The organism is Dactylosporangium sp. NBC_01737 (assembly GCF_035963215.1).
GTDB lineage: Bacteria > Actinomycetota > Actinomycetes > Mycobacteriales > Micromonosporaceae > Dactylosporangium.
Genome location: NZ_CP109153.1, coordinates 1,623,041 through 1,649,341, shown reverse-complemented (window position 1 = coordinate 1,649,341; position 26,301 = coordinate 1,623,041). Strand labels below are relative to the sequence as shown.

Annotated in this window: 27 protein-coding genes; 17 read left to right on the top strand and 10 right to left on the bottom strand. The window is 70.7% G+C overall.

Features of this window, described 5'->3' with window-relative positions; translation table 11 throughout:
• Nucleotides 1–12: 12 nt before the first annotated feature.
• Nucleotides 13–900: an endonuclease III domain-containing protein gene (locus OHA72_RS07145; protein WP_327007055.1), complete on the bottom strand. Its 888-nt coding sequence runs from the start codon at nt 898–900 to the stop codon at nt 13–15.
• 371 nt (nt 901–1,271) lie between these two features.
• Nucleotides 1,272–2,213 (bottom strand): ricin-type beta-trefoil lectin domain protein, encoded by a 942-nt coding sequence (locus tag OHA72_RS07140; protein WP_327007054.1) that lies wholly within the window; start codon nt 2,211–2,213, stop codon nt 1,272–1,274.
• A gap of 550 nt (nt 2,214–2,763) precedes the next feature.
• On the opposite strand from OHA72_RS07140, the gene OHA72_RS07135 reads away from it, so the two are divergent.
• Together OHA72_RS07135 and OHA72_RS07130 are read left to right on the top strand one after the other, a co-directional pair.
• The gene (locus OHA72_RS07135; protein WP_327007053.1) at nt 2,764–3,747 is read left to right on the top strand and encodes a hypothetical protein; all 984 of its coding nucleotides are present in this window, start codon (nt 2,764–2,766) and stop codon (nt 3,745–3,747) included.
• A 103-nt stretch (nt 3,748–3,850) separates the two neighbouring features.
• The gene (locus tag OHA72_RS07130) at nt 3,851–4,084 is read left to right on the top strand and encodes a hypothetical protein (RefSeq protein WP_327007052.1); all 234 of its coding nucleotides are present in this window, start codon (nt 3,851–3,853) and stop codon (nt 4,082–4,084) included.
• Between the two features lie 172 nt (nt 4,085–4,256).
• Here the strand turns inward: OHA72_RS07130 and OHA72_RS07125 are convergent, their stop codons facing one another.
• From OHA72_RS07125 to OHA72_RS07115, 3 genes are read right to left on the bottom strand one after another with little or no spacing between them, the layout of a single operon-like run.
• Complete coding sequence (locus tag OHA72_RS07125) at nt 4,257–4,910, bottom strand: NADPH-dependent F420 reductase (RefSeq protein WP_327007051.1); 654 nt, start codon at nt 4,908–4,910, stop codon at nt 4,257–4,259.
• The gene (locus OHA72_RS07120) at nt 4,907–5,935 is read right to left on the bottom strand and encodes an LLM class flavin-dependent oxidoreductase (protein WP_327007050.1); all 1,029 of its coding nucleotides are present in this window, start codon (nt 5,933–5,935) and stop codon (nt 4,907–4,909) included. Before OHA72_RS07120 ends, OHA72_RS07125 begins: the two co-directional genes overlap by 4 nt.
• On the bottom strand, nt 5,928–6,971 hold the full coding sequence (locus tag OHA72_RS07115) for an LLM class flavin-dependent oxidoreductase (RefSeq protein WP_327007049.1): 1,044 nt from the start codon (nt 6,969–6,971) through the stop codon (nt 5,928–5,930). The genes OHA72_RS07120 and OHA72_RS07115 overlap by 8 nt, the downstream gene beginning before the upstream one ends.
• Nucleotides 6,972–7,051: 80 nt before the next feature.
• Here OHA72_RS07115 and OHA72_RS07110 point away from each other — a divergent pair, with 80 nt between their 5' ends.
• Nucleotides 7,052–7,540: a MarR family winged helix-turn-helix transcriptional regulator gene (locus OHA72_RS07110; RefSeq protein WP_327007048.1), complete on the top strand. Its 489-nt coding sequence runs from the start codon at nt 7,052–7,054 to the stop codon at nt 7,538–7,540.
• A 218-nt stretch (nt 7,541–7,758) separates the two neighbouring features.
• Here OHA72_RS07110 and OHA72_RS07105 read toward each other — a convergent pair whose 3' ends face one another.
• A complete protein-coding gene (locus OHA72_RS07105; RefSeq protein WP_327007047.1) occupies nt 7,759–8,532 on the bottom strand; it encodes a VOC family protein in 774 nt (257 codons plus the stop codon).
• 120 nt (nt 8,533–8,652) lie between these two features.
• Between OHA72_RS07105 and OHA72_RS07100 the strand changes: the two genes are divergently transcribed.
• Nucleotides 8,653–9,243 carry an ArsR/SmtB family transcription factor gene (locus OHA72_RS07100; protein ID WP_327007046.1) on the top strand — a complete coding sequence of 197 codons (591 nt, stop codon included), beginning with the start codon at nt 8,653–8,655 and terminating at the stop codon, nt 9,241–9,243.
• Nucleotides 9,244–9,288: 45 nt separating this feature from the next.
• Nucleotides 9,289–10,536, top strand: coding sequence for an MFS transporter (locus tag OHA72_RS07095; RefSeq protein WP_327007045.1), 1,248 nt, complete (start codon nt 9,289–9,291; stop codon nt 10,534–10,536).
• Here the strand turns inward: OHA72_RS07095 and OHA72_RS07090 are convergent.
• On the bottom strand, nt 10,442–11,173 hold the full coding sequence (locus tag OHA72_RS07090; protein WP_327007044.1) for a serine hydrolase: 732 nt from the start codon (nt 11,171–11,173) through the stop codon (nt 10,442–10,444). The genes OHA72_RS07095 and OHA72_RS07090 overlap by 95 nt on opposite strands.
• Nucleotides 11,174–11,376: 203 nt before the next feature.
• On the opposite strand from OHA72_RS07090, the gene OHA72_RS07085 reads away from it, so the two are divergent.
• Nucleotides 11,377–12,225, top strand: coding sequence for a menaquinone biosynthetic enzyme MqnA/MqnD family protein (locus tag OHA72_RS07085; RefSeq protein WP_327007043.1), 849 nt, complete (start codon nt 11,377–11,379; stop codon nt 12,223–12,225).
• A gap of 418 nt (nt 12,226–12,643) precedes the next feature.
• Here OHA72_RS07085 and OHA72_RS07080 read toward each other — a convergent pair whose 3' ends face one another.
• Nucleotides 12,644–13,528, bottom strand: coding sequence for a serine hydrolase (locus tag OHA72_RS07080; RefSeq protein ID WP_327007042.1), 885 nt, complete (start codon nt 13,526–13,528; stop codon nt 12,644–12,646).
• Nucleotides 13,529–13,767: 239 nt separating this feature from the next.
• Here OHA72_RS07080 and paaA point away from each other — a divergent pair, with 239 nt between their 5' ends.
• Genes paaA through OHA72_RS07045 form a run of 7 tightly spaced genes read left to right on the top strand, consistent with a single transcriptional unit; the run spans nt 13,768 to nt 18,688 of the window.
• Nucleotides 13,768–14,790 carry a 1,2-phenylacetyl-CoA epoxidase subunit PaaA gene (gene paaA, locus OHA72_RS07075; protein WP_327007041.1) on the top strand — a complete coding sequence of 341 codons (1,023 nt, stop codon included), beginning with the start codon at nt 13,768–13,770 and terminating at the stop codon, nt 14,788–14,790.
• A complete protein-coding gene (paaB, locus tag OHA72_RS07070) occupies nt 14,756–15,049 on the top strand; it encodes a 1,2-phenylacetyl-CoA epoxidase subunit PaaB (protein ID WP_327007040.1) in 294 nt (97 codons plus the stop codon). The genes paaA and paaB overlap by 35 nt, the downstream gene beginning before the upstream one ends.
• Entirely contained in the window at nt 15,046–15,789 is a 744-nt protein-coding gene (paaC, locus tag OHA72_RS07065; RefSeq protein ID WP_327007039.1) for a 1,2-phenylacetyl-CoA epoxidase subunit PaaC, read from the top strand. Before paaB ends, paaC begins: the two co-directional genes overlap by 4 nt.
• Nucleotides 15,783–16,241 (top strand): 1,2-phenylacetyl-CoA epoxidase subunit PaaD, encoded by a 459-nt coding sequence (paaD, locus tag OHA72_RS07060; RefSeq protein WP_327011486.1) that lies wholly within the window; start codon nt 15,783–15,785, stop codon nt 16,239–16,241. Before paaC ends, paaD begins: the two co-directional genes overlap by 7 nt.
• Nucleotides 16,238–17,332, top strand: a complete 1,095-nt coding sequence (paaE, locus tag OHA72_RS07055; protein ID WP_327007038.1) for a 1,2-phenylacetyl-CoA epoxidase subunit PaaE — start codon at nt 16,238–16,240, stop codon at nt 17,330–17,332. Before paaD ends, paaE begins: the two co-directional genes overlap by 4 nt.
• A 49-nt stretch (nt 17,333–17,381) precedes the next feature.
• Nucleotides 17,382–17,990 (top strand): sigma-70 family RNA polymerase sigma factor, encoded by a 609-nt coding sequence (locus OHA72_RS07050; RefSeq protein ID WP_327007037.1) that lies wholly within the window; start codon nt 17,382–17,384, stop codon nt 17,988–17,990.
• On the top strand, nt 17,990–18,688 hold the full coding sequence (locus tag OHA72_RS07045) for an anti-sigma factor (RefSeq protein WP_327007036.1): 699 nt from the start codon (nt 17,990–17,992) through the stop codon (nt 18,686–18,688). The genes OHA72_RS07050 and OHA72_RS07045 overlap by 1 nt, the downstream gene beginning before the upstream one ends.
• Here OHA72_RS07045 and OHA72_RS07040 read toward each other — a convergent pair.
• Entirely contained in the window at nt 18,678–19,625 is a 948-nt protein-coding gene (locus OHA72_RS07040) for an aldo/keto reductase (protein ID WP_327011485.1), read from the bottom strand. The two genes, OHA72_RS07045 and OHA72_RS07040, sit on opposite strands and share 11 nt — an antisense overlap.
• 56 nt (nt 19,626–19,681) lie before the next feature.
• Between OHA72_RS07040 and mqnC the strand changes: the two genes are divergently transcribed.
• The gene (gene mqnC, locus OHA72_RS07035) at nt 19,682–20,944 is read left to right on the top strand and encodes a cyclic dehypoxanthinyl futalosine synthase (protein WP_442788527.1); all 1,263 of its coding nucleotides are present in this window, start codon (nt 19,682–19,684) and stop codon (nt 20,942–20,944) included.
• A complete protein-coding gene (locus OHA72_RS07030) occupies nt 20,941–21,633 on the top strand; it encodes a demethylmenaquinone methyltransferase (protein WP_327007034.1) in 693 nt (230 codons plus the stop codon). Before mqnC ends, OHA72_RS07030 begins: the two co-directional genes overlap by 4 nt.
• A gap of 1,619 nt (nt 21,634–23,252) precedes the next feature.
• Here the strand turns inward: OHA72_RS07030 and OHA72_RS07025 are convergent.
• Nucleotides 23,253–24,155 (bottom strand): type IV toxin-antitoxin system AbiEi family antitoxin, encoded by a 903-nt coding sequence (locus OHA72_RS07025; protein WP_327007033.1) that lies wholly within the window; start codon nt 24,153–24,155, stop codon nt 23,253–23,255.
• A 281-nt stretch (nt 24,156–24,436) separates the two neighbouring features.
• Between OHA72_RS07025 and OHA72_RS07020 the strand changes: the two genes are divergently transcribed.
• Nucleotides 24,437–25,711, top strand: a complete 1,275-nt coding sequence (locus OHA72_RS07020; RefSeq protein ID WP_327007032.1) for a geranylgeranyl reductase family protein — start codon at nt 24,437–24,439, stop codon at nt 25,709–25,711.
• A gap of 222 nt (nt 25,712–25,933) precedes the next feature.
• A complete protein-coding gene (locus OHA72_RS07015; RefSeq protein ID WP_327007031.1) occupies nt 25,934–26,299 on the top strand; it encodes an NADH-quinone oxidoreductase subunit A in 366 nt (121 codons plus the stop codon).
• Nucleotides 26,300–26,301 lie beyond the last annotated feature (2 nt).

Here is a 26,301-nt window from a genome sequence, read left to right as displayed (position 1 = left end):
TCCAGCCTTGCGCTACGAGGAGTTCCCGGATGCGGTACGGGCCGCGTGGCGGCAGGACTCGACGAGGAAGCAGCGCCGGCAGTCCGGGGTCTGCACGGTGCAGGTGTCGTGGGCGACCTGCTGGATCAGTGGGTGAACGCGCGCCAGGTCCGGGCCGTAGGCGAGGAGGTCCGCGGCGACCCGGCGGCGACCCGGCTTGGTGTAGCCGCCGTCGTGGTCGGTGAGGCCGAGCCGGTAGGCGACCCGCATCAGGTGCTGGTCCACCGGCACCGTGTCCGGGTCGTCGTTGACGATCGCCATCACGATGGCGGCGGTGTGTGTGCCGACGCCGGGCAACGACGGCAGCAGGTAGTTCAGCGCCTGCGAGTCGGAGTCGGCAATCAGCCGGTCGAATATCGTCACGCCCCGCCTGCTGAGGATCGACGCGGTGGCGTGCAGGCGGGAGGCCTTGACCACGCCGAGCGGTCTGACCAACTGGGCCAGCCTGGGCAATGGCAGGGCGGAAAGTCGTCGAGGGGTGAGTCCACCGCATTCGGCGGCGAGCCGGGGGAACACCTGCCGAACGGTCGCGACGGGTCGGGCCTGGGCCAGGACGGCCAGGACGAGCGTCTCGAACGGCGGGCCGGCCAGCAGGATCGTGCCCTGGTGATGCCGGCGCAGCGTTCGCAACGCCGGGTGCCCCACAAGGGCCATGGCACCGACCTGTGCACCGTTACGGAACGTGGCGGTCAGCAGGTCACGCAACAGCTCTTCTTCCGTGCCGGTCCGGAACGAGAACTGCAGCCCGCCAGGGTCTGCCTCGACCCGTACCCGGATGCCCTGCCCACGCAGGTGGAAGGTGCGTTGCCATACGCCGTCCCCGGTCGTGTGCCAGGCCAGGGCGGGGATCTGCAGCTGCATGGTTGCCGCGAGATCGGGCGTGGTTTTGCAGGTCAGTCGTAATGCGGTAGGCATCAGTGCACCTCATCGGCGGGGTCCAGGACAGCGAGGATGCCGAGGTGCCATCGGTCCGCCCAGCGTCGCCGCGGGCGTCATTCAGCGCTACCCGCGCCAATGCCGATGCCACATCGGAAGTTGCGCCACTCCCGAAACAGCGCTCTACGTGCCCGCGGTGTTACACGCGGTACCTGCCGAGCGTGATCATCGGTAATCTGTCCGTTACGGAACGTTTCCTCCGCAAGCCGCCGTCGGTGACGGTCGGTGTCGCTCCGACCGGCCATCGCAGTGGCCGCCGCCCCCGGCCGGCCCCCTGCTGGGGCGTCTCCCTCGGGCTAGGGCAAGATCCATCGTTGCGCATCGGACTGATTGCAGGACGCCATCCGCTGTGGGGCCTTGCTGTCCGCGTCGCCCGGACCTCCGATACACAGCCCCGACGCCTGGTTGATCAGCGAGCCCGCAGGTCCTGACCGCCACTGCTGGGCCGGTCCACCATCGCAGTTCTGCAGACCGAGCTGGTCACTCGATGCTTGCAGGCATCGACCAAGGGCCTGAATGGTGCCGCCCGCCACGGTCCATGCCTGGCCGGGGGTGCCGTTGCAATCCCACCTCCGGATCCCGCCGCCGTTCGGGCCGGCGTTGCCATCAAGGCAGAGCCCGGTGACGCCGGTGATCCGGCCGGTGCTGGACCCGCCTTCATGCGGAGGCGAGAGGACAGCCTGGCCGCCGCCGCCGAGTGCGGGGTCGACGCTCGGCGAGCCGTTGGGTGACACCCCGGGCGGCTCCCCGGAGCCGGACGAGGCTCCCGCCGCTGCCGGCGTGTTCGACGCCGGCGACGCCGGTGGGGCCGGCACGGCAGCTGTCCCGAAGTGACCGCCCCTCCGCGCTGGAGTCCCGGCCGCGCCCGGAGCGGGAGCCGCGGGCCGTTCGCCGACGCTCAGCACGAGCACGGTGGCGCCCAGGGCGAGCATCAGCACGCCCGAGCCGACGGCAAGGAAGCGATGTCGGCCACGTTTGACCGGAGGGGCAGCCGGTGCGGGAGCCGTGGCGGCGGACGTCCATGCGTGCCGGCCGTCGTACTCGGGTTGGCCGTCTTCCCCGTCCTCCCCGTCTTCCCCGTCCTCCTCGTCTTCCTTGGCGGAGGTCGGTGCACCGCCCAAGAATTCTTCGACCGGGTGCTGGTGCTCAAGAAGGCGGACGTACGGACGAATCAGCAGCGGCTCGTCGTCGAACTCCGGCCCGACCGCGCCCGCATCCGTCACGTCGAAATAGGTCATTCGCCGGCCGCCCGCTCCGCCCTGGGCTGCCGGTGCAGCCGCGGACGGCAGTCGTCGAACGTCATGAGCAGCGTCCCGGGTCGCATGGCGCCGAACGTAGCGGCCATCGCTGTGTGCTGATGAGATTGCGGAGGGTGAACCTGTGAATTCACCCTTGAACTCACCCGCGACGGGTGACTGTGTCGAAGGCGACCCAGCGCATGGCGACGTCGCGGACGTCAAGTGTTCGGCCACGGTACGCCGACCGTCGACGCGCATCCGCCGAATGCCGCCGGCTGGCCCGGACCTCACACGGCGGCCGGTTTCCGGGTGTTTTCGGGTGAAGAAACAGTCACCGAACGCGGGTGGTTTGGTGCGGTGCGTCACGGGGAGTTGACGCCGGCATCTCAGGTGGGGCCGGACTGGAGCGGACGCACGGCTGGACTCGCAGGGCTGCGATCCGCGTGCGACTCCAGAAACAAAGGACACCTGTTCCATGATTGATTCGCCACCGCATTCCCGGACGCCGAAACCGCGCCGTCTGAACCGACCGATAATGATTGTGCCGGCGGTGCTCACGCTCGTGCTGATCGTGTCGATGACCAGCTATCTCATAAACGCCGGTGCCGACCAGACCCGCGCCGCCTCGGCGCCGGTTTCCACGCCCACCGCGTCGCCGTCACCGTCGCCGCGGTTCGATCCCGACGCCGGTGCGGCACTGCCGCAGAACCGCGTCGTGGCCTTCTACGCCGTGCCCGGCGCCTCCGTCACCGGTCCGGCACATGAGCTGACCGATGCGATGCTCACCCGGCTCAAGCAGCAGGCGGCCGTCTATCAGCAGCTCGACCCGGCGCATCCGGTGCTGGCCGGCATCGATCTCGTCGTCAGCGTGCCGGACAGGAGACCCGGGCCGGCCGGCACGTACAGCCATCGCGTGGACGCGGCGACAATCAACACGTACGTCGAATTCTGCCGGAAGCACAACCTGCTGCTGTTCCTGGACCTCAATTTCGGTTGGTCCGACCCGGTGGCGGAACTGAACTTCTTCCGGCCGTACCTCAAATTGCCGTTCGTGCACGTCGCCGTCGATCCGGAATGGATGTTCCCGCGGCACAACGGTGTCCCGGGCGTCAATCTGTCCAACGTGCGCGCCTCCGACCTCAACCCGCTCATCAGCGCGGTCGCGCAGATGCCGGCGGAGTACCAGGTGCCGCGCAAGATCTTCATGATCCACCAGTACCGGCCGGACGGCGACGACCTGGCCAACCCCTACAACCCTGGCGCGGCGATCATCGCCGACAAGAAGAACCTGCTCAACGACAGCCGCGTGGACCTCGTGATCCACGTCGACTCGGTGGGCGGCTGGCCCGGCGACATCGAGGTGAAGACCGAGCAGTACACCAAGTGGGTCGCCCAGGGCATGCAGCGGTTCCAGAACTTCAAGTACGGCGGGTTCAAGATCTTCTACCAGCTTGAGTCCAAGCACAAGCTGATGACCCCGGAGCAGGTCATGGCGCTCCAGCCGGCACCGATGGTCATCACCTACGGCTACTGAGTCTTGTAGCGACGACCAGGTGTACCTCGATGGGCGCGGCGACGGACCCGTCGGGCCCGGTGAAGGGCCGCAGCGCGCCGCGGCAGTCCACGGTGATGCGATCGTGGACTGCCGCGGTGACCGCGTCGGCCAGGGGCAGCAGCTCGACGGCGAGCAGCGTCCCGACCGAGCCGAGCCGGGTCGCGCCTGCCAGCTGGTGAAGCGCTCGACCCGCAGTCCGGCCTCGGCGAACAGCGCCCGGAGCAGCGCCGGCCCACCGACCGAGAAGTACCTGGTCAGCAGCCCGACGACGGCCCGACCGGCGTGCCTGACGACCGCGCCGGTCGGAGCCCGGTAGCCGTCGCTGATCCGCTGGTAGGCGAGCGAGTCATCCCTCGGCGCAGCCCAACGCTCCGGCCGGATGACCGGGCCTGCCCCCCCGCTGGCTCACGGGGAACTCGGCCGCTGGGGCCGTCTCAACCCGTCCCGCGGCGGCTATCCCGAGGATCGCCTGCGGAAGCGGTCAGGGGTTACGTCGAACTGCTGAACGCGGACGGGTAGCGGGCGAGCATCGTGCGGACCTCGGCGGCGGTGACGGCGGCGCCGAAGAGTTCCGTGCCCGGTGCGAAGCGGGCGCCTGTGGCGAGCGGGCCGGCGACGACCGGATCGAAACCGAGCGCGTCGACGAGCGCGGAGACGGCAAGAAGATCGGCCGGGTCGTCGCCGGCGATCGCGATGGCCGTGCGGTCCGCGGTACCGGACGGCCGCGCCCGTTCCTCGAGGTCGTGATAGCCGAGATGGTTGAACGCCTTGACCAGGCGCGATCCGGGGAGGAACGCCTGGACGGTCTCGCTCGAGGACGTGCTGGGGTCGGTGAGGTCGGGGCGGGCGCCGTCGACCTCCCACCAGTAGTTCATGGCGTCGATGACCAGCTTGCCGCGCAGCGCGTCCGCCGGGACGTTGCGGTACTTGCCCAGCGGCAGCGCCAGGATGACCACGTCGGCGCGGGTGGCGGCGTCGTGGGCGGTGGTGGCGACCGCGCCGGGGGCGAGCACCTCGACGGTGAGCGCGATGTCCGACGGGTCGCCGGACGCGGCGATGAGCACCCGGTGGCCGGCGGCGACGGCGAGCCGGGCGAGCACCGTGCCCACCTTGCCCGCGCCGAGAATCCCGACGACGGTCATGACAGCAGGTCCTTCACCATGGGGATGACCTTCGATCCGTAGAGCTCGACGGCGCGCAGGCGGGCGCTGATCGGCTGGGCGCCGGCGGTGTAGATGAGGTCGAAGCGGCCGACGTCGAGGCCGCCGACCGTGGTGGCGATTTTGCGGGCGACGGTCTCCGGTGCGCCGATGTACAGGGAGCCGTGCTCCACCTCGAAGTCGAACTCGTCGCGGCGGATCGGGGGCCAGCCGCGCAGGGCGCCGATCCGGTCGCGGATGACCCGGTAGTGCGGCCAGAAGATCTCCTTCGCCTCATCGTCGGTGTCGGCGACGAAGCCCGGCGAGTGCATGCCGACGGGGTGCGCGGTCGTGCCCAGCTGGTCGGCGGCGCGCCGGTACAGGTCGATGTACGGGCCGAAGCGGGTCGGACGGCCGCCGATGACGGCGAGCATGAGCGGCAGGCCGTAGCGGGCGGTGCGCACGACCGACTGCGGCGAGCCGCCGACGCCGACCCAGGTGGACAGGTGGCCCGACTCGGTCTTCGGGAAGACGTCGGCGTCCACGAGCGGGGCGCGCACCGTGCCGCTCCAGGTGACCGGAGTCTCGTCGAGCAGCTTGGCGAAGAGCTCGATCTTCTCCTCGAACAGCACGTCGTAGTCGGCCAGGTCGTAGCCGAACAGGGGGAACGACTCGGTGAACGAGCCGCGCCCGAGGATGACCTCGGCGCGGCCGTGCGACAGCGCGTCGACCGTCGCGAAGCGCTGGAACACCCGGACGGGATCGTCGGAGCTGAGCACCGTGACGCCGGACGCGAGCCGGATGCGCGACGTGCGGGTGGCGATGCCGGCCAGCACGGTCTCGGGCGTGGACACGGAGTACTCCGGGCGGTGGTGCTCACCGAGGGCGATGACGTCGACGCCGAGCTGGTCGGCCAGCACCGCCTCGTCCACGACCTGCCGGATCGCGGCGGCGTGGGAGACCGGTCGACCGGCGTCGTCGGTCGGCACGTCGCCGAAGGTGTCGAGGCCGAACTGAAGATCAGACATGGCTGGGCTCCATCGTGAGCAGTTCGCGGACCCGCGGGGCGACCTCACGACCGAGCAGCTCGACGGTGCGGGCGCGGGCCTCACGGGGCAGGTGCATGACGTCGTACTTGAGGTCGAAGCGGTTGAGCCGCAGGTCGCGGGCGGTCGCGGCGATCTTGCGGGCGACGGTCTCGGGCGAGCCGACGAACAGCGCCCCGTGCTCGAGCTCGGCCTCGTACCGCTCCCGGGTCGGTGCGTAGAAGCCGCGCTCCCGGGCGAGCGCCGCGACCACCGGCTGCCAGTACCGCCACCAGGTCTCCGTGGCTTCCTCGTCGGTGTCGGCGACCAGGCCGAGCGAGTGCTGCCCGACCGGCAGGGTGGCGTGCCCGAACTGCGCCAGTGCCCGCTGGTACAGCTCGACGTGGCCGGCGAAGCGCTGCGGCCGGCCGCCGATGACGGCGAGCATGAGCGGCAGGCCGTGGCGGGCGGCGCGGACCACCGAGTTCGGGCTGCCGCCGACGCCGATCCAGGTCGGGATGCCGCCCGGTCGCATCCGGGGGTGCAGCACCTGCTCCACCAGCGGGGCGCGGACCGTGCCCGACCAGGTGACCGCGTCCTGCCGCAGCAGCCGGACGAAGAGGTCGAGCTTCTCCTCGAACAGCTGCTCGTAGTCGGCCAGGTCGTAGCCGAACAGCGGGAACGACTCGGTCGCCGACGCGCGGCCGAGGACGAGCTGCGCCCGGCCGCCGGACACCGCGTCCAGGGTCGAGAACTCGTGGTAGAGCCGGACGGGGTCGTTGGTGCTGAGCACCGTGACCGACGTGCCGAGCCCGATCCGCTCGGTCGCCGTGGCGATCGCCGCGAGCAGCACGGGCGTCGCCGAGTCGTTGTGGCCGGCACGGTAGTGCTCGCCCACGCTGAACACGTCGAGACCGGCCGACTCCGCGAGCCGCGCCTCCTCGACCAGCAGACGCAGGGTCTCGGCGTCGCTCAGAACACGGTCACCGTCGGTGGCCACCTCGCCGAACGAGTTCAGACCCAGCTGGAAGGTCGTCATGTCTCCTCCTGCCCGGGATCTCCGGTAATTGACGTGTCAATTATGTGCACCGTATGATTGACACGTCAATTGGAGGCGTGATGACGGAGGACACACCCCGGCAGCGGCGGGGGCGGCAGCTGCCGACGGCCGACGAGCTGCGGATCTGGCGCGACTTCATCGAGACCGCGGACGCGCTGCGGTCAGAGCTGACGTCCCGGTTGCAGACCGAGACCTCGCTGTCGCCCGGCGATTATGCGGTGCTCCTGGCGCTGAGCGAGGCGAAGGACCGGCGGATGCGCTCCTCCGAGCTGGCCGCCGGCATCGGCTGGGAGCGCAGCCGGCTGTCGCACCACCTCGCCCGCATGGAGAAGCGCGGCCTGATCCACCGCGAGGAGTGCGCCACCGACAACAGGGGAGCCGAGGTCGTGCTGACCCCGGGCGGCGCCGAGTCCTTCCGCGGCGCGACGGTGCCGCACCTGCGCGCCGTCCGCGAGCTGTTCGTCGACGCGCTCACTCCGGCCCAGCTCGCCGCCGCGGGCGACCTCGCCGCCGCACTCCGCGCCCAGCTCACCGCAACGGAAGGCTAGCCCGGCTCACCGCAACGGAAAGCTAGCCTGGCGCACCGCAACGGAAAACTGCCCGGCTCACCGGAACGGACCGCTGGTCCGGCGCACCGCAACGGACGGCTGGCCCAGCCCATCGCGACAGGGCGGGTGGCACGGCGCACCGCGACCGGCGCGGCGCCGCCGACCGCGACCGCGACCGCGACCGCGACCGCGACGATCGTGGCGCGGCGGCGCCGCGGTCAGGCCATCGTGTCGCGGAGCTCGGGGATCAGTTCGAAGGCGAGGAACGCGGCGCCGGTCGGGTCCAGCAGGAAGGCGCCCTGCCCGATTCCCGCGTCGACCGGGCCGGCGACCAGGCGGCCGCCCAGTTCGCCGGCGCGGGCGACGATGGCGGCGCAGTCGTCGACCAGGATGATCGTGCGCCAGTGGGCGGGCGTGCCGGGCGGGTACATCGCGCCCATCGGGCTCATGCCGCCGACCACGCGGTTGGTGGCGACCCACTCGTGATACTCCTGGTGGGCGCCCGCCGAGCCGGCGCGTTCGGTCCAGCCGAAGACCTTGCCGTAGAAGCTCACGGCGGCGGGGACGTCGGGGGTGACGACCTCGCTCCAGCAGATCGTGTTCGACTCGTTGACGACCTGGGTGCCGGCGAACGTGCCGCGCTGCCAGGCGCCGAAGACCGCGCCCGTGGCGTCGGCGAACAAAGAGGTGCGCCCGCGGGTGCCGGCCTGCGTCGGCGGCAGGAGCACGGTGCCGCCGGCGTCGCCGACGAGGCCGGCGGTTGCCTCGATGTCCTCGGTGGACACGTAGGTCAGCCACGCCGAGGGGCGGCCGGGTGCCGCGGCGAGCCCGGCCACGGCCAGGTCGCGCAGCAGGAACGTGGTGGTCCCGTCGTCGGCCGCGGCGGTCTGCCAGCCGAACAGGCCGCCGTAGAAGTCCGCGGAGGCTCCGGGGTCGGCGCTGGTGAGCACCGTCCAGCACGGTGTCGCGGGGGCGTAGCCACGTACTCGCACGAACGGCTCCTCTCAGCCGGACCCGGAACGATCACTCACCATAAGGAAAAAGGTCTGACCTTAGATCATCCGAAGGGTCACGGATCGGATGTCGAAAGGGCCGCCGAATACGCTGGTTGCGTGGCTGACGAGACCCCGGTCCGGCTCGATCCGAACCGTGCGCAGATCCGTGACGCGGCGACGATGCGTGCGCTGGCGCATCCGGCGAGGATCGCGATCCTCGATCGGCTCTTCGACGGGGGTGAGCCCGCGACGGCGACCGAGCTCGCCGAGGTCTGCGGGCTGTCGCCCAGCGCGACCAGCTATCACCTGCGCGAGCTGGCGAAGGTCAACCTCATCGAGCAGGCGCCGAGCCGCGGCGACGGGCGCGAGCGGGTGTGGCGCAGCCAGCTGCAGGGGCTCAACATCGAGGCCGGCCCGGAGGGTGGGGCGGCGGAGCGCGCGGCAGACCGCGAGTTGTCCACGATGTTCCTGGAGATCGAGGACGCCCGGGCGCGGGCGTGGCTGGCCCGTCGCGACGCGGAGCCCTACGAGTGGTACACCGCCGCGGCCTCGGCCGACCTGCAGATCCAGGTCACCGCCGACGAGCTGCGGGAGCTCAACGACCAGGTGTTCGCATTGTTCGACCGGTACGCCCGGTCCCGCCGCGCCGATCCACCCGAGGGGTCCCGCCAGGTCAACGTGACGTACCGGTCTTTTCCCCGTACTTAGGACAACCTCTAGCGATCAGTGGATGTGAAGGATTATTTTCGAAGCATGTCCTTCACATCTGCTCGTGATGTGTACCTGCTCGCGGTCGCGCGGGGTGTCTCGTTCCTCGGGGACTTCATGGCCGCGACCGCGATCGTGCTGGCGCTGCAGGAGCGCGGGGCCGGCGGGACGGCCGTCGCCGCGGTGCTCATCGCGTCGGTGGTGCCGGTCGTCGCGCTCGCCCCGCTGGTCGGGCGGCTCGTCGACCGGGTCGACAGCCGGGTGCTGCTCACCACCGTCGGACTCGGGCAGGCCGCCTGCTGCGCCGCGATGGCGCTCACCACCAGCACCTGGCTGCTGATCCTGCTGGTCGGCCTGCTCGCCGCCGGGGTGGCGGTCACCACTCCCACGTTCAACGCGCTGCTGCCGGACATGGCCGGCCCGGACGGCGTCGGCCGGGCGATGGCGATCGGGCAGACCGCCAACTCCATCGGTTCGCTCGCCGGTCCGGCCCTCGCGGGCGTGCTGGTCGGCGCCTTCGGGCTGCGGGTCCCGCTGCTGATCGACGCCGCCACCTACCTGGCCGTGGTCGTCGCGGGGCTGCTGCTGCACACCCGCCGGCAGGCGGCGGTCGCGGCGCCGGGCGCTGCCCGTACACCGTGGAAGATCCGGAACGACAGATTCCTGCTGGCGATGGTGTGCCTCGTCGGGAGCATCGTGCTCGCGATCAACGTCGACATGGTGGTCGGCGTCTTCTACATCCGGGAGACGCTCGGCGGCAGCCCGGCCGAGTTCGGGCTGGTCGAGGCCGCGTGGACGGGTGGCATGCTGGCCGGCGGATGGCTCGCGGCGGCCCGCGCCCGCGACGACGGCGCGCTCGGCCGCGCCCTGGTCCTGATGCACCTGGCCACGGCGCTCGTCGTGCTGGCGTCAGGCTTCGTCGGTGCGGTCCTGCTGCTGTATCCGCTGTGGCTGCTCGGCGGCGCCGTGAACGGCGCGGAGAACAACTTCCTCGGCGTCATCGCCGCCAGGCGCGTCCCGGCCGCCGTCCGCGGGGCCTTCTTCGCCCGCTTCGGCGCCGTGGTCAACGCCGCCAACCTGCTCGGCTACGCCGCCGGCGGGGTCCTGGTCGGCCGGTTCGAGCCGCGCCACATCGTCATCGGCTGCGGCGTGGCCGGTCTCGTCGCCGTTTCGGCCTTCGGCGGCTGGATGTGGCGGGTCAGCGCGGCGGCTGGGTCAGCAGCTGCTTCGTCACTTCCCGGCACGTCTTCGTTCCGTAGTCCTTCCCCAGCGTGCTCGGATAGTGCGCCATGATCCCGATCGTCCACCCGTCGCCGACGGCCATGCACGCGATGTGCCACTGACCGTCGTCGCGGGCCAGCCAGCCGTTCTTGATGGCGGTCGTCTTCTGCACGTCCGCCGGCAGCGCCTCGATCGGCCCGAACCGCCCGGGCCCGCGCACGTTGCGCATCTCGTTGAGCAGCCACCCGGTCCACTTCGGGCCCGCCGCCCGGCCGTCCCCGATGCACCTGGCGAGCCGGGCCACGTCCCGCGCCGACATCTGCGTGAGGCTCCACGAGTTCTGGGTGCCCTTGGTCTCGGTGAGCCCGCAGGTCGTGACCATCCGCTTGATCGACGTCAGGTTGCCGTTCTGGACGTGATACTTGAACGTGTTCTCCGTCTCCGAGTCGCGGATCATTCTCGACAACTCGGTCAGCGCGGCCGCGGCCGGCTGCTTGTTCTGCTCCGCCTGCCGCCGCAGCCAGTCGGCGGCCACCCACGCCTTCGCCATGCTGGCGGTGTCGCTCGTCGTGTACGGCGTCGACCCGTACAGCTTGTCTTCCTTCAGGTCGTAGAACGCCCACGACCAGAAGCCCTTGACGTTCATCGTCACCGGCTGCGTCGGCGTGAACAGCGGCCCACTGGCGCTCGGACCGGCGCTGGGGCTCACGCTCTCGCTCGGCGTTGCCTCGCCCGTCGCCGCCGCCTGCTGCTGGGCGTTTTGGGGCTTTTCTCCGGGGGGCGTACTGCATCCCGCCAATACGATGGCGCAGGCCAGCACTGCGAGGGGGCGTCGCACCCCATGAGGGTACGCGCTGTGACAATGGCCGCCCCGCCCGCTTGAACGGCCCGGTCTGGGGCACCATTACCGGTGTGCCTGCACTGCAGCGGCCCCGCGTCGGCCACATCCAGTTCCTGAACTGCCTGCCGCTCTACTGGGGCCTCATGCGCTCGGGTGCGCTGATCGACGTCGACCTGCACAAGGATTCCCCCGAACGGCTCAACGCCGCCCTGGTCGCCGGCGACCTCGACATCGGGCCGATCTCGCTCGTCGAATACCTGCGCAACGCCGAGGACCTGCTCCTCCTGCCGGACATCGCGGTCGGCAGCGACGGCCCGGTCCTGTCGGTCAACCTCGTGTCGACCGTCCCGCTGTCGTCCCTGTCCGGTCGTCGCGTCGCGCTCGGCGCCACGTCGCGCACCGGCGTCCTCCTCGCGCAGATGTACCTGGAATCGAAGCTCGGCGTCACGCCCACGTACTTCCAGAGCCCGCCCGACCTGGCCCGGATGCTGGACGAGGCCGACGCGGCGGTCATCATCGGCGACGTGGCGCTGCGCGCCCTGCACGACGCGCCGCAGCACGGCTGGACCGTCACCGACCTCGGCCAGGCCTGGCGCGAGTGGACCGGCCTGCCGATGGTGTTCGCGGCGTGGGGGGTGCGGCGGTCCTTCGCCGAGGCCCATCCCGGGCTGGTCAAGGACGTGCACGAGGGGTTCCTGCGCTCCAAGGATCTCTGCTTGACGGAGCTCGACGAGGTCGCGGAGGCCGCGGCGCGCTGGGAGACACTGTCGGCGTCGACGCTTGCGCATTACTTCCGGGTGCTGGACTTCTCGCTCGGGGAGCGTCAGGTGGCGGGGATTCGCGAGTTCGCCCGCCGGGCGGCTGAGCGGGGTGCGGTGCCGGCGCTGCCATCCGACGGCCCGGAGTTCTTCGTCGGCTAGGGCACCTTTCGTTATCGCCGATGCCAGCCCTCCCCCCGACGCCCGTGAAGTTCCGTGATCACGAGAAAGCGGTCGAGGTCGACGACCGGGGCTGGGGAGTGGCGTGCTCCGCGCGGCGATCTTCCGGCCTGGCCCGTGATCGAAGGACGGGCTTGGCTGTGCGGACGGCCACCCGTGTCCTTTGATCAAGCGGTTGTCCTGGTGGATCTTGGTCAGGGTCGTGCTCGTGCCGTGGAGGCGGCTGCGGGGTGTCGCGGCCGGAGGTCGCGGCGCGGCCGTTCGCGGCCGTGGGCTTGTCACGACCGCAGGTCGTGGCGGCGCAACTGCACGCGGAGGTGGCAGGGAGGCCGTTCACGGCCGACCGGTGTCTGACGGGAGCGACGGAGCGCGCCCACGACGGACCGGAGCAGGAACAACGCTATGCCTGCAACTGGCGGGTCACGCTGGAGCAGATCTCCGCGCCGTAGTTCATGCCCTTCGACGAGGGGTACACGGTGAGCACGCCCAGCACCCAGTCGGTGCCGATGGCCATGCAGTTGACGTGCCACTTGCCGTCGCTGCGGGCGATCCACCCGTTCTTGACCGCCGTCGCCGCCTTCTCCGCGGCCGGCAGCGCGGGCACCACGCCGAACTCCTGGCTGCCGCTGACGTTGCGCATCTCGTTGAGGACCCAGTCGGTCCACTTGGCGCCGGCGGCGCGGCCGTCGCCGATGCAGGCGCCCATGCGGGCGGCGTCGCGGGCGGAGACCATGGTGCTGGCCCAGTCGATGTACGCCTTGCTGTCGGTCAGGCCGCACATCTGCACGAGCCGCGTGATGCTGGCCGAGCGGCCGTTGAGGCTCCAGAAGTACGAGGCGGCGGTGTTGTCGCTGTTGCGGATCATCGAGGTGAGCTGGCGGAGGTTCGTGGCGCTGGGGTTGGGGGTGCGGCGCAGGTAGTCCGCGGCCAGCCAGGCCTTGATCATCGAGGCGGTGCGCTGGGTGGTGGCGGCGTTGTCGGAGCCGGCCATCGCGCCGGTGCGGCGGTCCAGCACGGTCCAGGACCAGAAGCCGGTGGCGTCGACGGCGACCGGGGCGGGGTGCAGCAGCGCCGGCGGGAGGTTGGGAGCGGTCGGCGCGGCGGGGTTGGCCTTGCGGGACGGCGCGTCCGACGGCGAGGCGGACGACGTCGCGGCGACGGCGGCGGGCGCGGTGGCGCTGGCGCCGATGTCGTCCAGCATGTCGCTGCCCCACACGTACGGCACGCCGACCATCACTGCGACGGCGAGCAATATGAACACGGTGAATCCGACGCGCTTGCCCATGGGTCGGTGGTCCCTCCCTGGCGGTCGCACCCATTGCATCGACCGTCGGTCATAAACAGGTATTGCCGGTGTTAACACGTCGTAAGAGATCAGGGGGTGACCCGACGTGACGAACCCGGACAGTCTCTCCTTCCAACGCGCGGCCCGCATCCCGGACGCGCTCAAAAGTTGCTGGTAGTTGGCTCGACGACTTGTGACACCTTCTTGCTGAGTCGGTCAGTTGCTGTAACACTGGGAGGGTGTACGGCAACGATTTCGCCCCGCTCCTCGAGCAGGTGGACAGCGCCGAGCGGGACCTGCAGCAGGCCGCCGGCCGTGACGTGGCGGCCGGATCCGATCTCCAGGACTACTTCGACACGATCGTCGCGGCGGATCAGAAGATCGAGCCACGTGACTGGATGCCCGAGGCGTACCGCAAGACGCTGATCCGGCAGATCGCGCAGCACGCGCACTCGGAGATCATCGGCATGCAGCCGGAGGGCAACTGGATCTCCCGGGCGCCGTCGCTGAAGCGCAAGGCGATCCTGCTGGCCAAGGTGCAGGACGAGGCCGGGCACGGGCTGTATCTCTACGCCGCCGCCGAGACGCTCGGCATCTCCCGCGACGAGCTGGTCGAGATGCTGATCGACGGCCGGCAGAAGTACAGCTCCATATTCAACTATCCGACGCTGACCTGGGCGGACGTCGGTGCGATCGGGTGGCTGGTCGACGGTGCCGCGATCGTCAACCAGGTGCCGCTGTGCCGCTGCTCCTACGGGCCGTATGCGCGGGCGATGATCCGCGTGTGCAAGGAGGAGTCGTTCCACCAGCGGCAGGGGTTCGAGATCCTGCACACGCTGTCGCACGGGACCCCGGAGCAGAAGGCGATGGCGCAGGACGCCGTCGACCGGTGGTGGTATCCGTCCCTGGCGATGTTCGGGCCGCCCGACGGCGACTCGACGCACTCCGAGCGGTCGATGGCCTGGAAGATCAAGCGGTTCTCCAACGACGAGCTGCGGCAGCGGTTCGTCGACATGTGCGTGCAGCAGGCGGGCGTGCTGGACCTGCGCATTCCCGACCCTGACCTGCGATGGGACGAGGATCATCAGCAGCATCGCTACACCCAGCCCGACTACGACGAGCTGATGCGGGTGATCAAGGGCGACGGGCCGTGCAACCAGGAGCGCATGGAGCACCGGCGGCGCGCGCACGAAGACGGCGCCTGGGTCCGCGAAGCCGCAGCGACCTATGCCTCGAAGAAGGTGCGGAAAAGTGCTGTTTGAGGTGTTTGTCCGACCGAGGCGCGGCCTCTCGCACGCGCACGTGGGCAGCCTGCACGCGCCCGACGCCGAGATGGCGCTGCGCAACGCCCGTGACGTCTACACCCGTCGCCAGGAGGGCGTGTCGATCTGGGTCGTCCCGGCCACGGAGATCACGGCGAGCAGCCCCGACGAGAAGGACGCGTTCTTCGCGCCGGCCGCCGACAAGGTGTACCGGCACCCCACGTTCTATGACGTGCCGGAAGGCGCGGCACACATATGAGCCACGCCGGATACATCCTGGGCCTCGCCGACGACGCGCTGATCACCGCGCAGCGGCTCGGCGAGTGGTGCTCGCGCGCGCCAGAGATGGAAGAGGACATCGCCCTGGCCAACATCGCCCTCGACCAGCTCGGCGTGGCCAGGATGCTGCTGACCTACGCCGGCGAGCTCGAGGGCAAGGGGCGCACCGAGGATGACCTGGCCTACCTGCGCTCGGAGCACGAGTTCCGCAACGTGCGGCTGGTCGAGCTCGACAACGGCGACTTCGCGGTGACCATGGCCAAGCTGCTGTTCCTGTCGGTCTACCAGCGGCTGCTGTATGACCGGTCGATCGGCGTCGGCGACGAGCGGCTCGCCGCGGTGGCCGCAAAGGCGCGCAAGGAGTCGGCGTATCACGTCGATCACAGCTCCCGATGGGTCGTGCGGCTCGGCGACGGCACCGAGGAGTCGCACCGGCGCATGCAGGCCGCGATCGACCTGGTCTGGCCGTACGCCGGCCAGCTGTTCGACCACGATCAGGATGTGCGCGCACTGGATGTCGCCGGCGTCGTGGTGGACCCGGCGACGCTGCGCCCGGCATGGCTGGAGGCGGTCGACGCGGTCCTCACCGAGGCGACGCTGACGCGGCCCGCGTTCATCGAGGAGGCGGGGGGCGGCCGCAGCGTGCACACCGAGGCGCTCGCGAAGCTGCTCGCCGACATGCAGGTGCTGCACCGCGCGCATCCGGGGGCCCGCTGGTGACGCTGTTCGACGTGGTCGCCGCCGTGAAGGACCCGGAGCTGCGGGTCCTCAACGTCGCCGAGCTCGGCATCCTGCGCGACGTCACGGTCGACGGCGAGGCCGTCACGGTGACGATCACCCCGACGTATTCGGGCTGCCCGGCGATGGACCTGATCCGCGCCGACATCGAGTCCGCGCTGCACGACGCGGGTGTGTCGGAGATATCAGTCAAGACCGTCCTCGACCCGCCGTGGACCACCGACATGATCACTCCCGAGGGCCGGTCGAAGCTGGCCGCGGCCGGGATCGCGCCACCTTCTTCGACCAGGGTGACCGTCCAGTTGTCCGTGCGCTGCCCGCGGTGCGGGTCGCCGGCGACGGAGCAGCTGTCCCGGTTCGGCTCGACCGCGTGCAAGTCGCTGTGGCGCTGCACGGCCTGCCTCGAACCCTTCGACGCGGTGAAGGCGATATGACGACCCGGCTCAAGCTGCGCCGCCCCACGTTCCAGCGACTGTCCGTTGTGGACGTCGAACCGCTGACCGACGACTCGGTCGTGGTGACCTTCGACGTGCCGGCCGGGCAGCGGGCCGCGTTCGCGTTCCAGGCCGGGCAGCACCTCACCGTCCGGCGCTGGGACGGCGGCACCGAGATCCGCCGTTCCTACTCGATCTGCTCCACCCCGTCGACGCTGGCCGCCGAGGGGGTCCTGAGGGTCGGGATCAGGGCGGTGCCCGGCGGGGCGTTCTCGTCCTACGCGGTCGCCGACCTCTGCCCTGGCGACGAGATCGACGTCATGCCCCCGTTGGGCCACTTCACCAGCGCGTTCGACCCGTCGCGGACCCGGCACTACGCCGCGCTCGTCGCCGGCTCCGGGATCACGCCGGTCCTCTCGCTCGTCGCGACCGCCCTGGAGGTCGAGCCGTCGAGCCGGTTCACCGTCGTCTACGGCAACCGCGCTGCCGGCACCGTCATGTTCGGCGAGGAGCTCGCCGACCTCAAGGACCGGCACCGGGAGCGGCTGCACGTCATTCACGTGCTGTCCCGCGAGGCGCAGGAGTCGGCGCTGCTGTCCGGCCGCCTCGACGAGCAGCGGGTCGGCGCGATCCTCGACACGCTGCTGCCCGCGGGCACCGTCGACGAGTGGTTCCTATGCGGGCCGCACGGCATGGTCCTGGACGCCCGGGTCGCGTTGAGCCTGCGGGGCGTCACGGACGACGTCGTGCACACGGAGTTGTTTCATGTCGCCGATGTACCAGTGGAGCGGGCGTCTCCTTCTTCGGACATTTCGGGTGTGACGGTCGACATCATTCTCGACGGGCGCACGTCCCGCGTGGCGATGGCCCCCGATGAGCGGATTCTCGACGCGGCGCTGCGGCAGCGGCCCGAGCTGCCGTACGCGTGCAAGGGCGGCGTCTGCTCCACCTGCCGCGCTCGCGTCGTGGAGGGTGAGGTGTCGATGGCGCGCAACTTCGCCCTCGAACCCGACGAGGTCGCCGCCGGATATGTCCTCACGTGCCAGGCCCTGCCGATCACGGACAAGGTCGTGGTGGACTACGACGCATGAGGCTTGGGTCCGGTCCAATCCGGCGTGGTGGTTGCTCCGAATGAACGATATGAGACCCGAACACGAGGAGCTGCCCACCCAGCGGCTCGTCGCCGTGCCGACCCCGCAGCGGCGCGTCGACGCCGATGAGCTGCTGAGCCGGGTCGCCCGGGGTGACGAGCGGGCCTTCGCCGAGCTCTATGACCTGCTGTCGCCACGCGTGTACGGGCTGATCCGCCGCGTGCTGCGCGACCCCGCCCAGTCGGAGGAGGTGGCGCAGGAGGTCATGGTCGAGGTGTGGCGCAACGCCGGCCGCTTCGACGGCACCCGGGGCACCGCGACGGCGTGGGTCTTCACGATCGCCCACCGCCGCGCCGTCGACCGGGTCCGCTCCGAGCAGGCCAGCAACGACCGGGCCCAGCGGGTGGCCGCGAGCAGCGTCGACACGCCGTACGACGACGTGGTCGAGGCCGCCACCGCCCGCATCGAGCAGCAGCAGGTGCGGCGCTGTCTCGACGGTCTCACGGAGCTGCAACGCGAGGCGATCACCCTCGCGTATTACAACGGCAACAGCTACCGGGAAGTCGCCGACCTGCTCGGCGCCGCCCTGCCGACCATCAAGACACGCATGCGTGACGGGCTGATCCGGATGCGGGACTGCCTGGGGGTGGCGTTCTGATGACCGAGACGGTGGACATCCACGCGTTGGCGGGCGCCTACGCGCTCGACGCGGTCGACGACCTGGAGCGGGCCGCGTTCGACCGGCACCTGCGCGAGTGCGGCGCGTGCACGGTCGAGGTCGCCGAGCTGCGGGAGACGGCGTCCTGGCTGACGCACGCGGTCGCTTCGCCGCCGCCGCCGCGGCTGCGGGAGTCGGTGCTGGCCGAGATCGGCCGGACCGCCCAGGAACGGCCGCGTCGGAGCGCTTCGAGTCCGGCACGGTCCAGGCGGGACCGGCTGCGGCGCTGGGGCACCGGGCTGGTGGCCGCGGCGGTGCTGGCGGCCGGGGTCGGGGTCGGGACGTGGGCGGTCGTCGAGCAGGGGAACCAGCAGGAGAACGCGCGGATCGACGCGGTGCTCGCCGCCCCGGACGCCCGCCTGGTCTCCTCCGAGATGGCGGGCGGCCGGGTGACGCTGATCGTGTCGCCGTCGCGGAACGCCGCGGTCGCGGTCCTGGACGGCCTCGAGGACCCCGGGTCCGACAAGGACTACCAACTGTGGATGATCGGCGACACCGCACGTGATGTCGGTGTCATCCCGGGCGGGACGGGTCGTAAGTACATCAACGGCCTCGCCCCTTCCTTCGGCGTCACGAAGGAACGCACGGGTGGCGCGGAAACGCCTTCCTCACCGCTCGTGGGTCAGATCAAGCTGTGAGCGCGGCCTCGATGGCGGCCTGGTCCTCCACGGTGGGGACCCAGGCGCCGGCGGTCACGTTGGCCCTGACCTGCTCGGCGCTGGTGGCACCGGCGATCACGCTGGTGACCGCCGGCCGGGCGGCCAGGCCGCCGATCGCGACGGCGAGAAGGTCGGCCCCGCGCTCCTTGCCGACCGCTTCGAGGCGCTCGATCGTGTCCCAGGGTGCGGCGGCGAGGACCTTGTCGAAGCCGTCCCGGGCCAGGCGGGTGCCGGTCGGGGCGGACTCGCCGCGCCGGTACTTGCCGGTCAGCAGTCCGTGGGAGAGCGGGAAGAACGGCAGCAGCCCCACGCCGTAGTGCTCCAGCGCCGGTACCAGGTCCTTCTCGACGGACCGCTCCAGCAGCGAGTAGGAGTTCTGTGCGCTGACGAACGGTGCCAGGTGCTTCGTCCGCGCCGTCCACGCCGCGTCCGCCGCCTGCCAGCCGGAGAAGTTCGAGTGCCCGATATATCTGACTTTTCCGGCCTGCACCAGCGCGTTGAGCGCGTCGAGGGTCTCCTCGATCGGCGTCTGCGGGTCGGGGAAGTGCAGCTGATACAGGTCGATGTAGTCCGTCCCGAGCCGCCGCAGCGACGCCTCGACGGCTCTTGCGATGTATCGCCGGCTGCCCCGGGCGCCCCAGTCGGGCCCGTTCGAGCCGCGTGCGTCCATCCCGAACTTGGTGGCGACGATGACCTCGTCGCGCCGCTTGCCCAGCGCCGCACCCAGCGCCTCCTCCGAGGCACCCGGGGTCGCGCCGTAGATGTCGGCGGTGTCGAACAGGGTCACGCCGAGGTCGATCGCGGCGTGGACGACCTCCGCCGCGCGGTCCGAGTCGATGCGGCCGCCGAAGTTGTTGCATCCGATGCCGACGACCGAGACGGTCAGGCCCGAGGCGCCGAGGCGTCGATAGCGCATGTCAGTCACTTGGTGATCCTAGGCACGACAGATCGCGGGGGCCTGCCGCGCACCGAATGAACCCACGTAGTCTCGAAGGCGTGACGGAGACTCCGGTGATCAGCGACATCCTGCAGCGCGCGGCCGACGGCGGACGGATCAGCCCGGAAGAGGCGCTGCTGCTCTACACCGACGCCCCGTTCCACCCCCTGGGCGAGGCGGCCGACACCGTGCGCCGCCGCCGCTACCCGGACAACATCGTCACGTACCTCATCGACCGCAACATCAACTACACCAACGTCTGTGTCACGGCGTGCAAGTTCTGCGCCTTCTACCGGGCGCCGAAGCACGCCGAGGGCTGGACCCACAGCACCGAGGAGATCCTGCACCGCTGCCAGGAGGCCGTCGACCTCGGCGCGACCCAGGTGATGCTGCAGGGCGGCCACCACCCGGAGTATGGCGTCGAGTATTACGAGCAGCTGTTCTCCGCGGTCAAGCAGGCCTTCCCCTCGCTGGTCATCCACTCCATCGGACCGTCCGAGGTCCTGCACATGGCGAAGGTGTCGGACGTCTCCATCGAGGAGGCGATCCAGCGCATCAAGGCCGCGGGCCTGGCCTCCATCGCCGGCGCCGGCGCCGAGATGCTGCCCGACCGCCCCCGCAAGGCGATCGCCCCGCTCAAGGAGTCCGGCGAGCGCTGGCTGGAGGTCATGACCCAGGCCCACCGCCTCGGCGTCTCCTCCACCGCGACGATGATGATGGGCACCGGCGAGACCAACGCCGAGCGCATCGAGCACCTGCGCATGATCCGCGACGTGCAGGACAAGGCCGTCGCCAACGGCTACACGGTCGACGCGGACCTCGCCGGCACCGTCGGCGGCTTCCGGTCGTTCATCCCGTGGACCTACCAGCCGGAGAACAACCACCTGAAGGGCCGCACCCAGGCGACCAGTCTGGAATACCTGCGCCTCGTCGCCGTCGCCCGCCTGTTCTTCGACAACATCGCCCACCTGCAGTCCTCGTGGCTCACCACGGGCAAGGACGTCGGCCAGGTCTCCCTGCACCTCGGCGTCGACGACCTCGGCTCGATCATGCTGGAGGAGAACGTCATCTCCTCCGCCGGCGCCCGCCACCGCTCCCGCCTCACCGAGCTGGTCCAGATGATCCGCGACTCGGACCGCATCCCTGCCCAGCGGGACACCCAGTACCGCCACCTGCGGGTCCACTGGACCCCCGCCGACGACCCGACGGACGACCGCGTGCAGTCACACTTCTCCTCGATCGCCATCCCCGGCGGCGGCACCGGCCGCTCCATCCCGCTCACCCCGGTGTCGTCATGAGCCGCGCCTCGCTGGACAAGCAGCCCCACGAGGTCGCCGCCATGTTCGACGGCGTGGCGCGCCGCTACGACCTCACCAACACGGTCATCTCGGGCGGCCAGGACCGCATCTGGCGCCGCGAGACCCGGCTGGCCCTCGGCCTCAAGCCCGGCGAACGCGTCCTCGACCTCGGCGCCGGCACCGGCGTCTCCACCGAGGAGCTCGCCAAGTCCGGCGCCCAGGCCGTCGGCGTCGACATCTCCATCGGCATGCTCCAGGCCGGCCACGCGAAGCGCCCCGCGGTCCCCCTGCTCGCCGGCGACGCCCTCGCCCTGCCCTTCGCCGACCAGACCTTCGACGCCATCACCATCTCCTTCGCCCTGCGCAACATCGTCGACACCGACGCCGCGCTCCAGGAGATGGCCCGCGTCACCAAGCCCGGCGGCCGCCTCGTCATCTGCGAGTTCAGCCACCCGACCTGGCGCCCCTTCCGCGGCGCGTACCTCGGCTACCTGGTCAAGGCCATCCCTCAGGTCGCAAAGCGCGTCTCCAGCAACCCCGACGCCTACGTCTACCTCGCCGAATCCATCCGCGCCTGGCCCGACCAGGAAGGCCTGGCCGCCCGCGTCACCGCCAACGGCTGGCGCAAGGTCGCCTGGCGCAACCTCACCGGCGGCGTAGTAGCCCTGCACCGCGGCTTCCGCATCTAGCAGGCTGCTCCTCTTTCCGCTTTCCGCAGGCTCCGCCCGCGGCTCCCCGGGGGACTCTCACCCCACGCTCGCACTGCCTGCGTGGGCGTGCGGCATCCGGTGGTGGTCGCTCAGCTCCTTGCCGTTCTTTGGCTTCGTATCTTGGATCATGGCGGGGTTGCACCGGCCCTGGGCGGCCAGGGCCCTCCTTTGATCAAGCCGGCTGGCCGAAGATCGCCACTCGGCGCGTGGGACGGGCGCGGCTTGCCGGAGTGCGGCGGCCTTCGGCGACGGTCTCGTGGCACACCTGCCCGCCTGATCGCCGTTTTCCGCCGCCGCTCGTCGCGGCGGGCGGCGAGTGACTTGGAGACGATCTTGCGAGCGTGATCGAAGGACGGCGGCGGTCGTCCCCGTGGCCAGGGGCCTCCTTTGATCATGCCGGCGGGTGAAAGATCGCCGCCCGGAGCGTGGTACTCCACGGTCCAGTCATCGACGGTCGCGACTTCCGGCACGCGGGGAAACCCCACTGCCACCGGCGACACCATCACCGATCGACAAGCCCCTTCAGACCACGTCTTCCATCGCCGTAACGGCCAGTGGGCGACTTCGATCATGGCGGCGCCCGCGCGAGACGACCCAGCGGCGACGGGCCGACAGCCACCGGGCCACCTGGTCGACAGGCGGGCGGCAGGGCAACGGGCGGCGAGTAACAGAGCGGCGGGCGGCAGAACAGCGGCCGGCAGGACCGCGGATGGTGGGACCACTTGGCAGGGCGGCGGACGGCGGGCGGCAGGACAGCGGCCCGCAGGACCGTGGATGGTGGGACCACTAGTGGCAGGGCGGCGGACGGCGGGCGGCGGGTGGGCGAGATGGCGGGCGGCGCGACCGCGAATGGTGGGCGGCGGGTGGGCGAGATGGCGGGCGGCGCGACCGCGAATGGTGGGCGGCGGGTGGGCGAACGGCTGGCGGCGGGACCGCGGATGGTGGGCTGCAGGACGGTGAGCGGTGGGACCGCGGGTGGGCGGGACGGCTGGCGGCAGGGCGGCAGCGCGGCAGGACGGTGAGCGGTGGGACCGCGGGTGGGCGGGACGGCTGGCGGCAGGGCGGCAGCGCGGCAGGACGGTGAGCGGTGGGACCGCGGGTGGGCGGGACGGCTGGCGGCAGGGCGGCAGCGCGGCAGGACGGTGAGCGGTGGGACCGCGGGTGGGCGGGACGGCTGGCGGCAGGGCGGCAGGGCGGCGGGACCGCGGATGGTGGGCTGCAGGACGGTGGGCGGCGGGACCGCGGTGGCGGGACGGCTGGCGGCAGGGCGGCAGCGTGCGGGGACCGCGGGCGGGCGGGACGGCGGACGGCAGGGCGGCAGGGCGGCGGGACCGTGGGCGACGGGACCGCGGATGGTGCGACGGCGGGTGGCGGACGCGGGCGGTGAGTGGTGGCACGGTGGGTGGCAGAACAGCGGATGACGGTGGCTAGTGGCAGGACGGCGGTGGCTGGGCGGGCCGGCGGGTGCCGGAGTGAGGTTGGGGGTGGGCGGGCCGTCGGGCGTGGTTTTCGGTGGAGCGACGCCCGCCGAGGGGGCCGGCGCAGCAACGGCAGCGGCGACGATGCCGGCGGCAGCAGTAGAGGCGGCGGCATCGTGGTCACCAGCGGACCGGGGTCAGGCGGTCCAGGTGCTGGCGCAGCTCCGCCACCAGGTCGGACGGCCGGGTTGTCAGGTCGCTCCATGAATAGGTGACGACCGTCCAGCCGGCGGCGGCGAGCCGGGTGTGCCGCTCCCGCAGCGGGGCCGGCGCCTCCAGCTCGTCGATGCCGAGCTCGATCACCAGCTTCGCCTCGGGGAACACCAGGTCGCCGAGGCCGATGAGACCCCAGCGGTCGCTGATCGGCTCGTGAGGGCTCCAGCCCCAGATCCCGGCCCGTTGCAGCAGCTTGCCGGCCAGCTTCTGGGCGGAGGTGCGGTTGCCGAGTGCGACCACCCGGATCAGGCGGACCAGCCGTGGAGTGCCGTGCCGGCCGGTCGCGTCGCGGATGCGGGTGGCCAGGTCGGGCATGGTCGTCCAGCACTCCTGCAGGGCCGTGGTGAGCAGTGCCGAGGCCGCGCCGTCGGGCAGGAGGCGGGCGCAGTCGAAGACGGTGCGCTCGGGGCTGGTGACGCGGAGGCCGTCGACGACGCAGGCATCCGTCTCCGGCACCTCCTGGGGCACGACGTGCACGTGCCGGAGCCGGGGGCGGCGCGCCTGGAGCGCCACGAAGGTCTCGGCGCTCGGCACGTCCCAGCCGTGCCAGCGGGCCGCGGACGGGCCGGCGAGCACGGCGCCGGGGAGGGCGAGCTGGGCGGCGACGTCGCGCAGGCGTGGGGTGACCGGCAGGCCGCGGTCGGCGAAGACGTCGCGGACGACCGCCGTCCAGTCGCCTGACTGCAGTTTGGTCCTGATCCGCGGATTCGTATATCCGCAGCCCAATGCCTGTGTACGAGTAAAGAGTCCGCGTTGGTCAGCGGCGTATGCGTCGAGCCGGTCACGGTCCGGCTGCCCGGGGTTCATGATGTCCGAGGATCGTCATGCACCAACCGTCTGTCGACGGACAAGAATTTTCTGTGGATAACTCAGCGTCATGATCGCTATTTGCCAAGTGTCGAACTGGACCGTCCGCTGCCCTGTCGTCCGATTTGCGGATCTAGGTGACTGCCCGGGTGAAAACTTAGGGTCGCCTAACCGACAGGGGGCCTCTTCACGGTTCTAGACTCCCACCAGAGGGACTTTGTGAAGACTTTCACGAGCCGGAAACGACCGGTCAGCGTGACGAAGGGCAGGAGGTGACGGCTGTGACCGACACTGGAAAAGACGCGGATGTCATCGTCGTCGGCGCTGGGCCCGGCGGGTCGTCCGCCGCGTTCCACCTTGCCCGGCACGGGCTGCGGGTGCTGTTGTTGGAGAAGACCGAGTTCCCCCGGGAGAAGGTCTGCGGCGACGGTCTGACCCCCCGCGCGGTCAAGCAGCTGATCAAGATGGGCATCGACACCACTGAGGACAAGGGCTGGCTGCACAACCGCGGCCTGCGCGTCATCGGCGGCGGCATCCGGCTCGAGCTCGACTGGCCCGACCTCGCCAGCTACCCCGACTATGGCCTGACCCGCACCCGCATGGACTTCGACGACATGCTGGCGACCGCGGCGACCGACGCCGGCGCGATCCTGCGCACCGGCACGCCGGTCACCGGGCCGATCCTCGACCGCACCGGGCGGGTGGTAGGCGTGACCGCGACCGGGCCCGACAAGGAGCCGCTGGAGTTCCGCGCGCCGCTGGTCATCGCGGCCGACGGCGTCTCGGGTCGCTTCGCGCTCGCGCTGGGCATCGCCAAGCGCGAGGACCGGCCGATGGGCGTCGCGGTCCGGCAATACTTCCGCAGTGAGTCCCGCCACGACGACGACTACCTGGAGTCGTGGCTGGAGCTGCGCAGCCGGGAGTCCGGCGACAAGCTGCTGCCCGGCTATGGCTGGATCTTCGGGCTCGGCGACGGCCGCGTCAACGTCGGCCTCGGCGTGCTGAACAGCAGCGTGGCGTATGGCAAGACCAACTACAAGACGCTGCTCGGCGACTGGCTGGACAACACGCCGGCCGAGTGGGGCCTGTCCGACCCGGCCAACGCCGACGGCAAGCCGCAGGGTGCCGCATTGCCCATGGGCTTCAACCGGGTGCCGCACTACACGCGCGGTGTGCTGCTGGTGGGCGACACCGGCGGCATGGTCAACCCGTTCAACGGTGAGGGCATCGCGTATGCCATGGAGTCCGGCGAGCTGGCCGCGGAGATCGCCATCCAGGCCCTCGCCCGCCCGCAGGGCACCTCGCGTGAGCGCGTGCTCGCCAACTACCCCGCCGAGCTCAAGGCGCGCTACGGCGGTTACTACCGGCTCGGCAACATCTTCGTGAAGCTCATCGGCCAACCGCAGGTGATGCGGATGGCCACCAAGCACGGCATGCCCCACCCGATGCTCATGCGGTTCGTGCTCAAGCTCCTCGCCAACCTCACGGATCCGCGTGGCGGCGACGCCATGGACCGCGTGATCAACGCGATGACCCGCATGGCACCCGCAGCCTGAGCGTCAGGCGCAGCAAGACAGAGCAAGACAGAGCACACAGACCAAGAAGCAAGACAGCGCACGGACCAAGAAGCACAGACAAAACCACAGCCCAAAGCCGCATTCGGGGTGCCCCGGACGAAGCCGTCCGGACAACACCGAATAGTGTTAAACCGCATACAGCTTGAGTGGTCCCCAGGGGCGGCAGCCCCGCCGGGCTCGCCGAAAGGACGGAGCAGCACAGTGTCGCTCGCGCCGTACGTACCTATCCTCGGACTCTTCGCCCTCGCCGCAGCCTTCGCGCTGTTCTCGGTGGCGGCGGCCCCGTTCGTCGGGCCGCGTCGCTTCAACAAGGCGAAGCTCGACGCCTACGAGTGCGGCATCGAGCCCACTCCGCAGCCCGTCGGCGGTGGTCGCTTCCCGGTCAAGTTCTATCTGACCGCGATGCTCTTCATCGTCTTCGACATCGAGATCATCTTCCTGTACCCGTGGGCCGTGAACTTCGGCATGCTCGGGGTCTTCGGGTTCGTGGAGATGGTCCTGTTCATCGTCACGGTGTTCGTCGCGTTCGCCTACGTGTGGCGGCGCGGCGGGCTGGATTGGGACTGAGC

What these genes read in the sequence shown, in the direction of transcription:
- OHA72_RS07145 (WP_327007055.1), bottom strand. Translation starts at nt 900, where the DNA reads ATGCAGCTGCAGATCCCCGCCCTGGCCTGGCACACGACCGGGGACGGC.
- OHA72_RS07140 (WP_327007054.1), bottom strand. Translation starts at nt 2,213, where the DNA reads ATGACCTATTTCGACGTGACGGATGCGGGCGCGGTCGGGCCGGAGTTC.
- OHA72_RS07125 (WP_327007051.1), bottom strand. Translation starts at nt 4,910, where the DNA reads ATGACCGTCGTCGGGATTCTCGGCGCGGGCAAGGTGGGCACGGTGCTC.
- OHA72_RS07120 (WP_327007050.1), bottom strand. Translation starts at nt 5,935, where the DNA reads ATGTCTGATCTTCAGTTCGGCCTCGACACCTTCGGCGACGTGCCGACC.
- OHA72_RS07115 (WP_327007049.1), bottom strand. Translation starts at nt 6,971, where the DNA reads ATGACGACCTTCCAGCTGGGTCTGAACTCGTTCGGCGAGGTGGCCACC.
- OHA72_RS07110 (WP_327007048.1), top strand. Translation starts at nt 7,052, where the DNA reads ATGACGGAGGACACACCCCGGCAGCGGCGGGGGCGGCAGCTGCCGACG.
- OHA72_RS07095 (WP_327007045.1), top strand. Translation starts at nt 9,289, where the DNA reads ATGTCCTTCACATCTGCTCGTGATGTGTACCTGCTCGCGGTCGCGCGG.
- OHA72_RS07080 (WP_327007042.1), bottom strand. Translation starts at nt 13,528, where the DNA reads ATGGGCAAGCGCGTCGGATTCACCGTGTTCATATTGCTCGCCGTCGCA.
- paaB (WP_327007040.1), top strand. Translation starts at nt 14,756, where the DNA reads ATGCCTCGAAGAAGGTGCGGAAAAGTGCTGTTTGAGGTGTTTGTCCGA.
- paaC (WP_327007039.1), top strand. Translation starts at nt 15,046, where the DNA reads ATGAGCCACGCCGGATACATCCTGGGCCTCGCCGACGACGCGCTGATC.
- paaE (WP_327007038.1), top strand. Translation starts at nt 16,238, where the DNA reads ATGACGACCCGGCTCAAGCTGCGCCGCCCCACGTTCCAGCGACTGTCC.
- OHA72_RS07050 (WP_327007037.1), top strand. Translation starts at nt 17,382, where the DNA reads ATGAGACCCGAACACGAGGAGCTGCCCACCCAGCGGCTCGTCGCCGTG.
- OHA72_RS07045 (WP_327007036.1), top strand. Translation starts at nt 17,990, where the DNA reads ATGACCGAGACGGTGGACATCCACGCGTTGGCGGGCGCCTACGCGCTC.
- OHA72_RS07040 (WP_327011485.1), bottom strand. Translation starts at nt 19,625, where the DNA reads ATGCGCTATCGACGCCTCGGCGCCTCGGGCCTGACCGTCTCGGTCGTC.
- mqnC (WP_442788527.1), top strand. Translation starts at nt 19,682, where the DNA reads ATGAACCCACGTAGTCTCGAAGGCGTGACGGAGACTCCGGTGATCAGC.
- OHA72_RS07030 (WP_327007034.1), top strand. Translation starts at nt 20,941, where the DNA reads ATGAGCCGCGCCTCGCTGGACAAGCAGCCCCACGAGGTCGCCGCCATG.
- OHA72_RS07025 (WP_327007033.1), bottom strand. Translation starts at nt 24,155, where the DNA reads ATGAACCCCGGGCAGCCGGACCGTGACCGGCTCGACGCATACGCCGCT.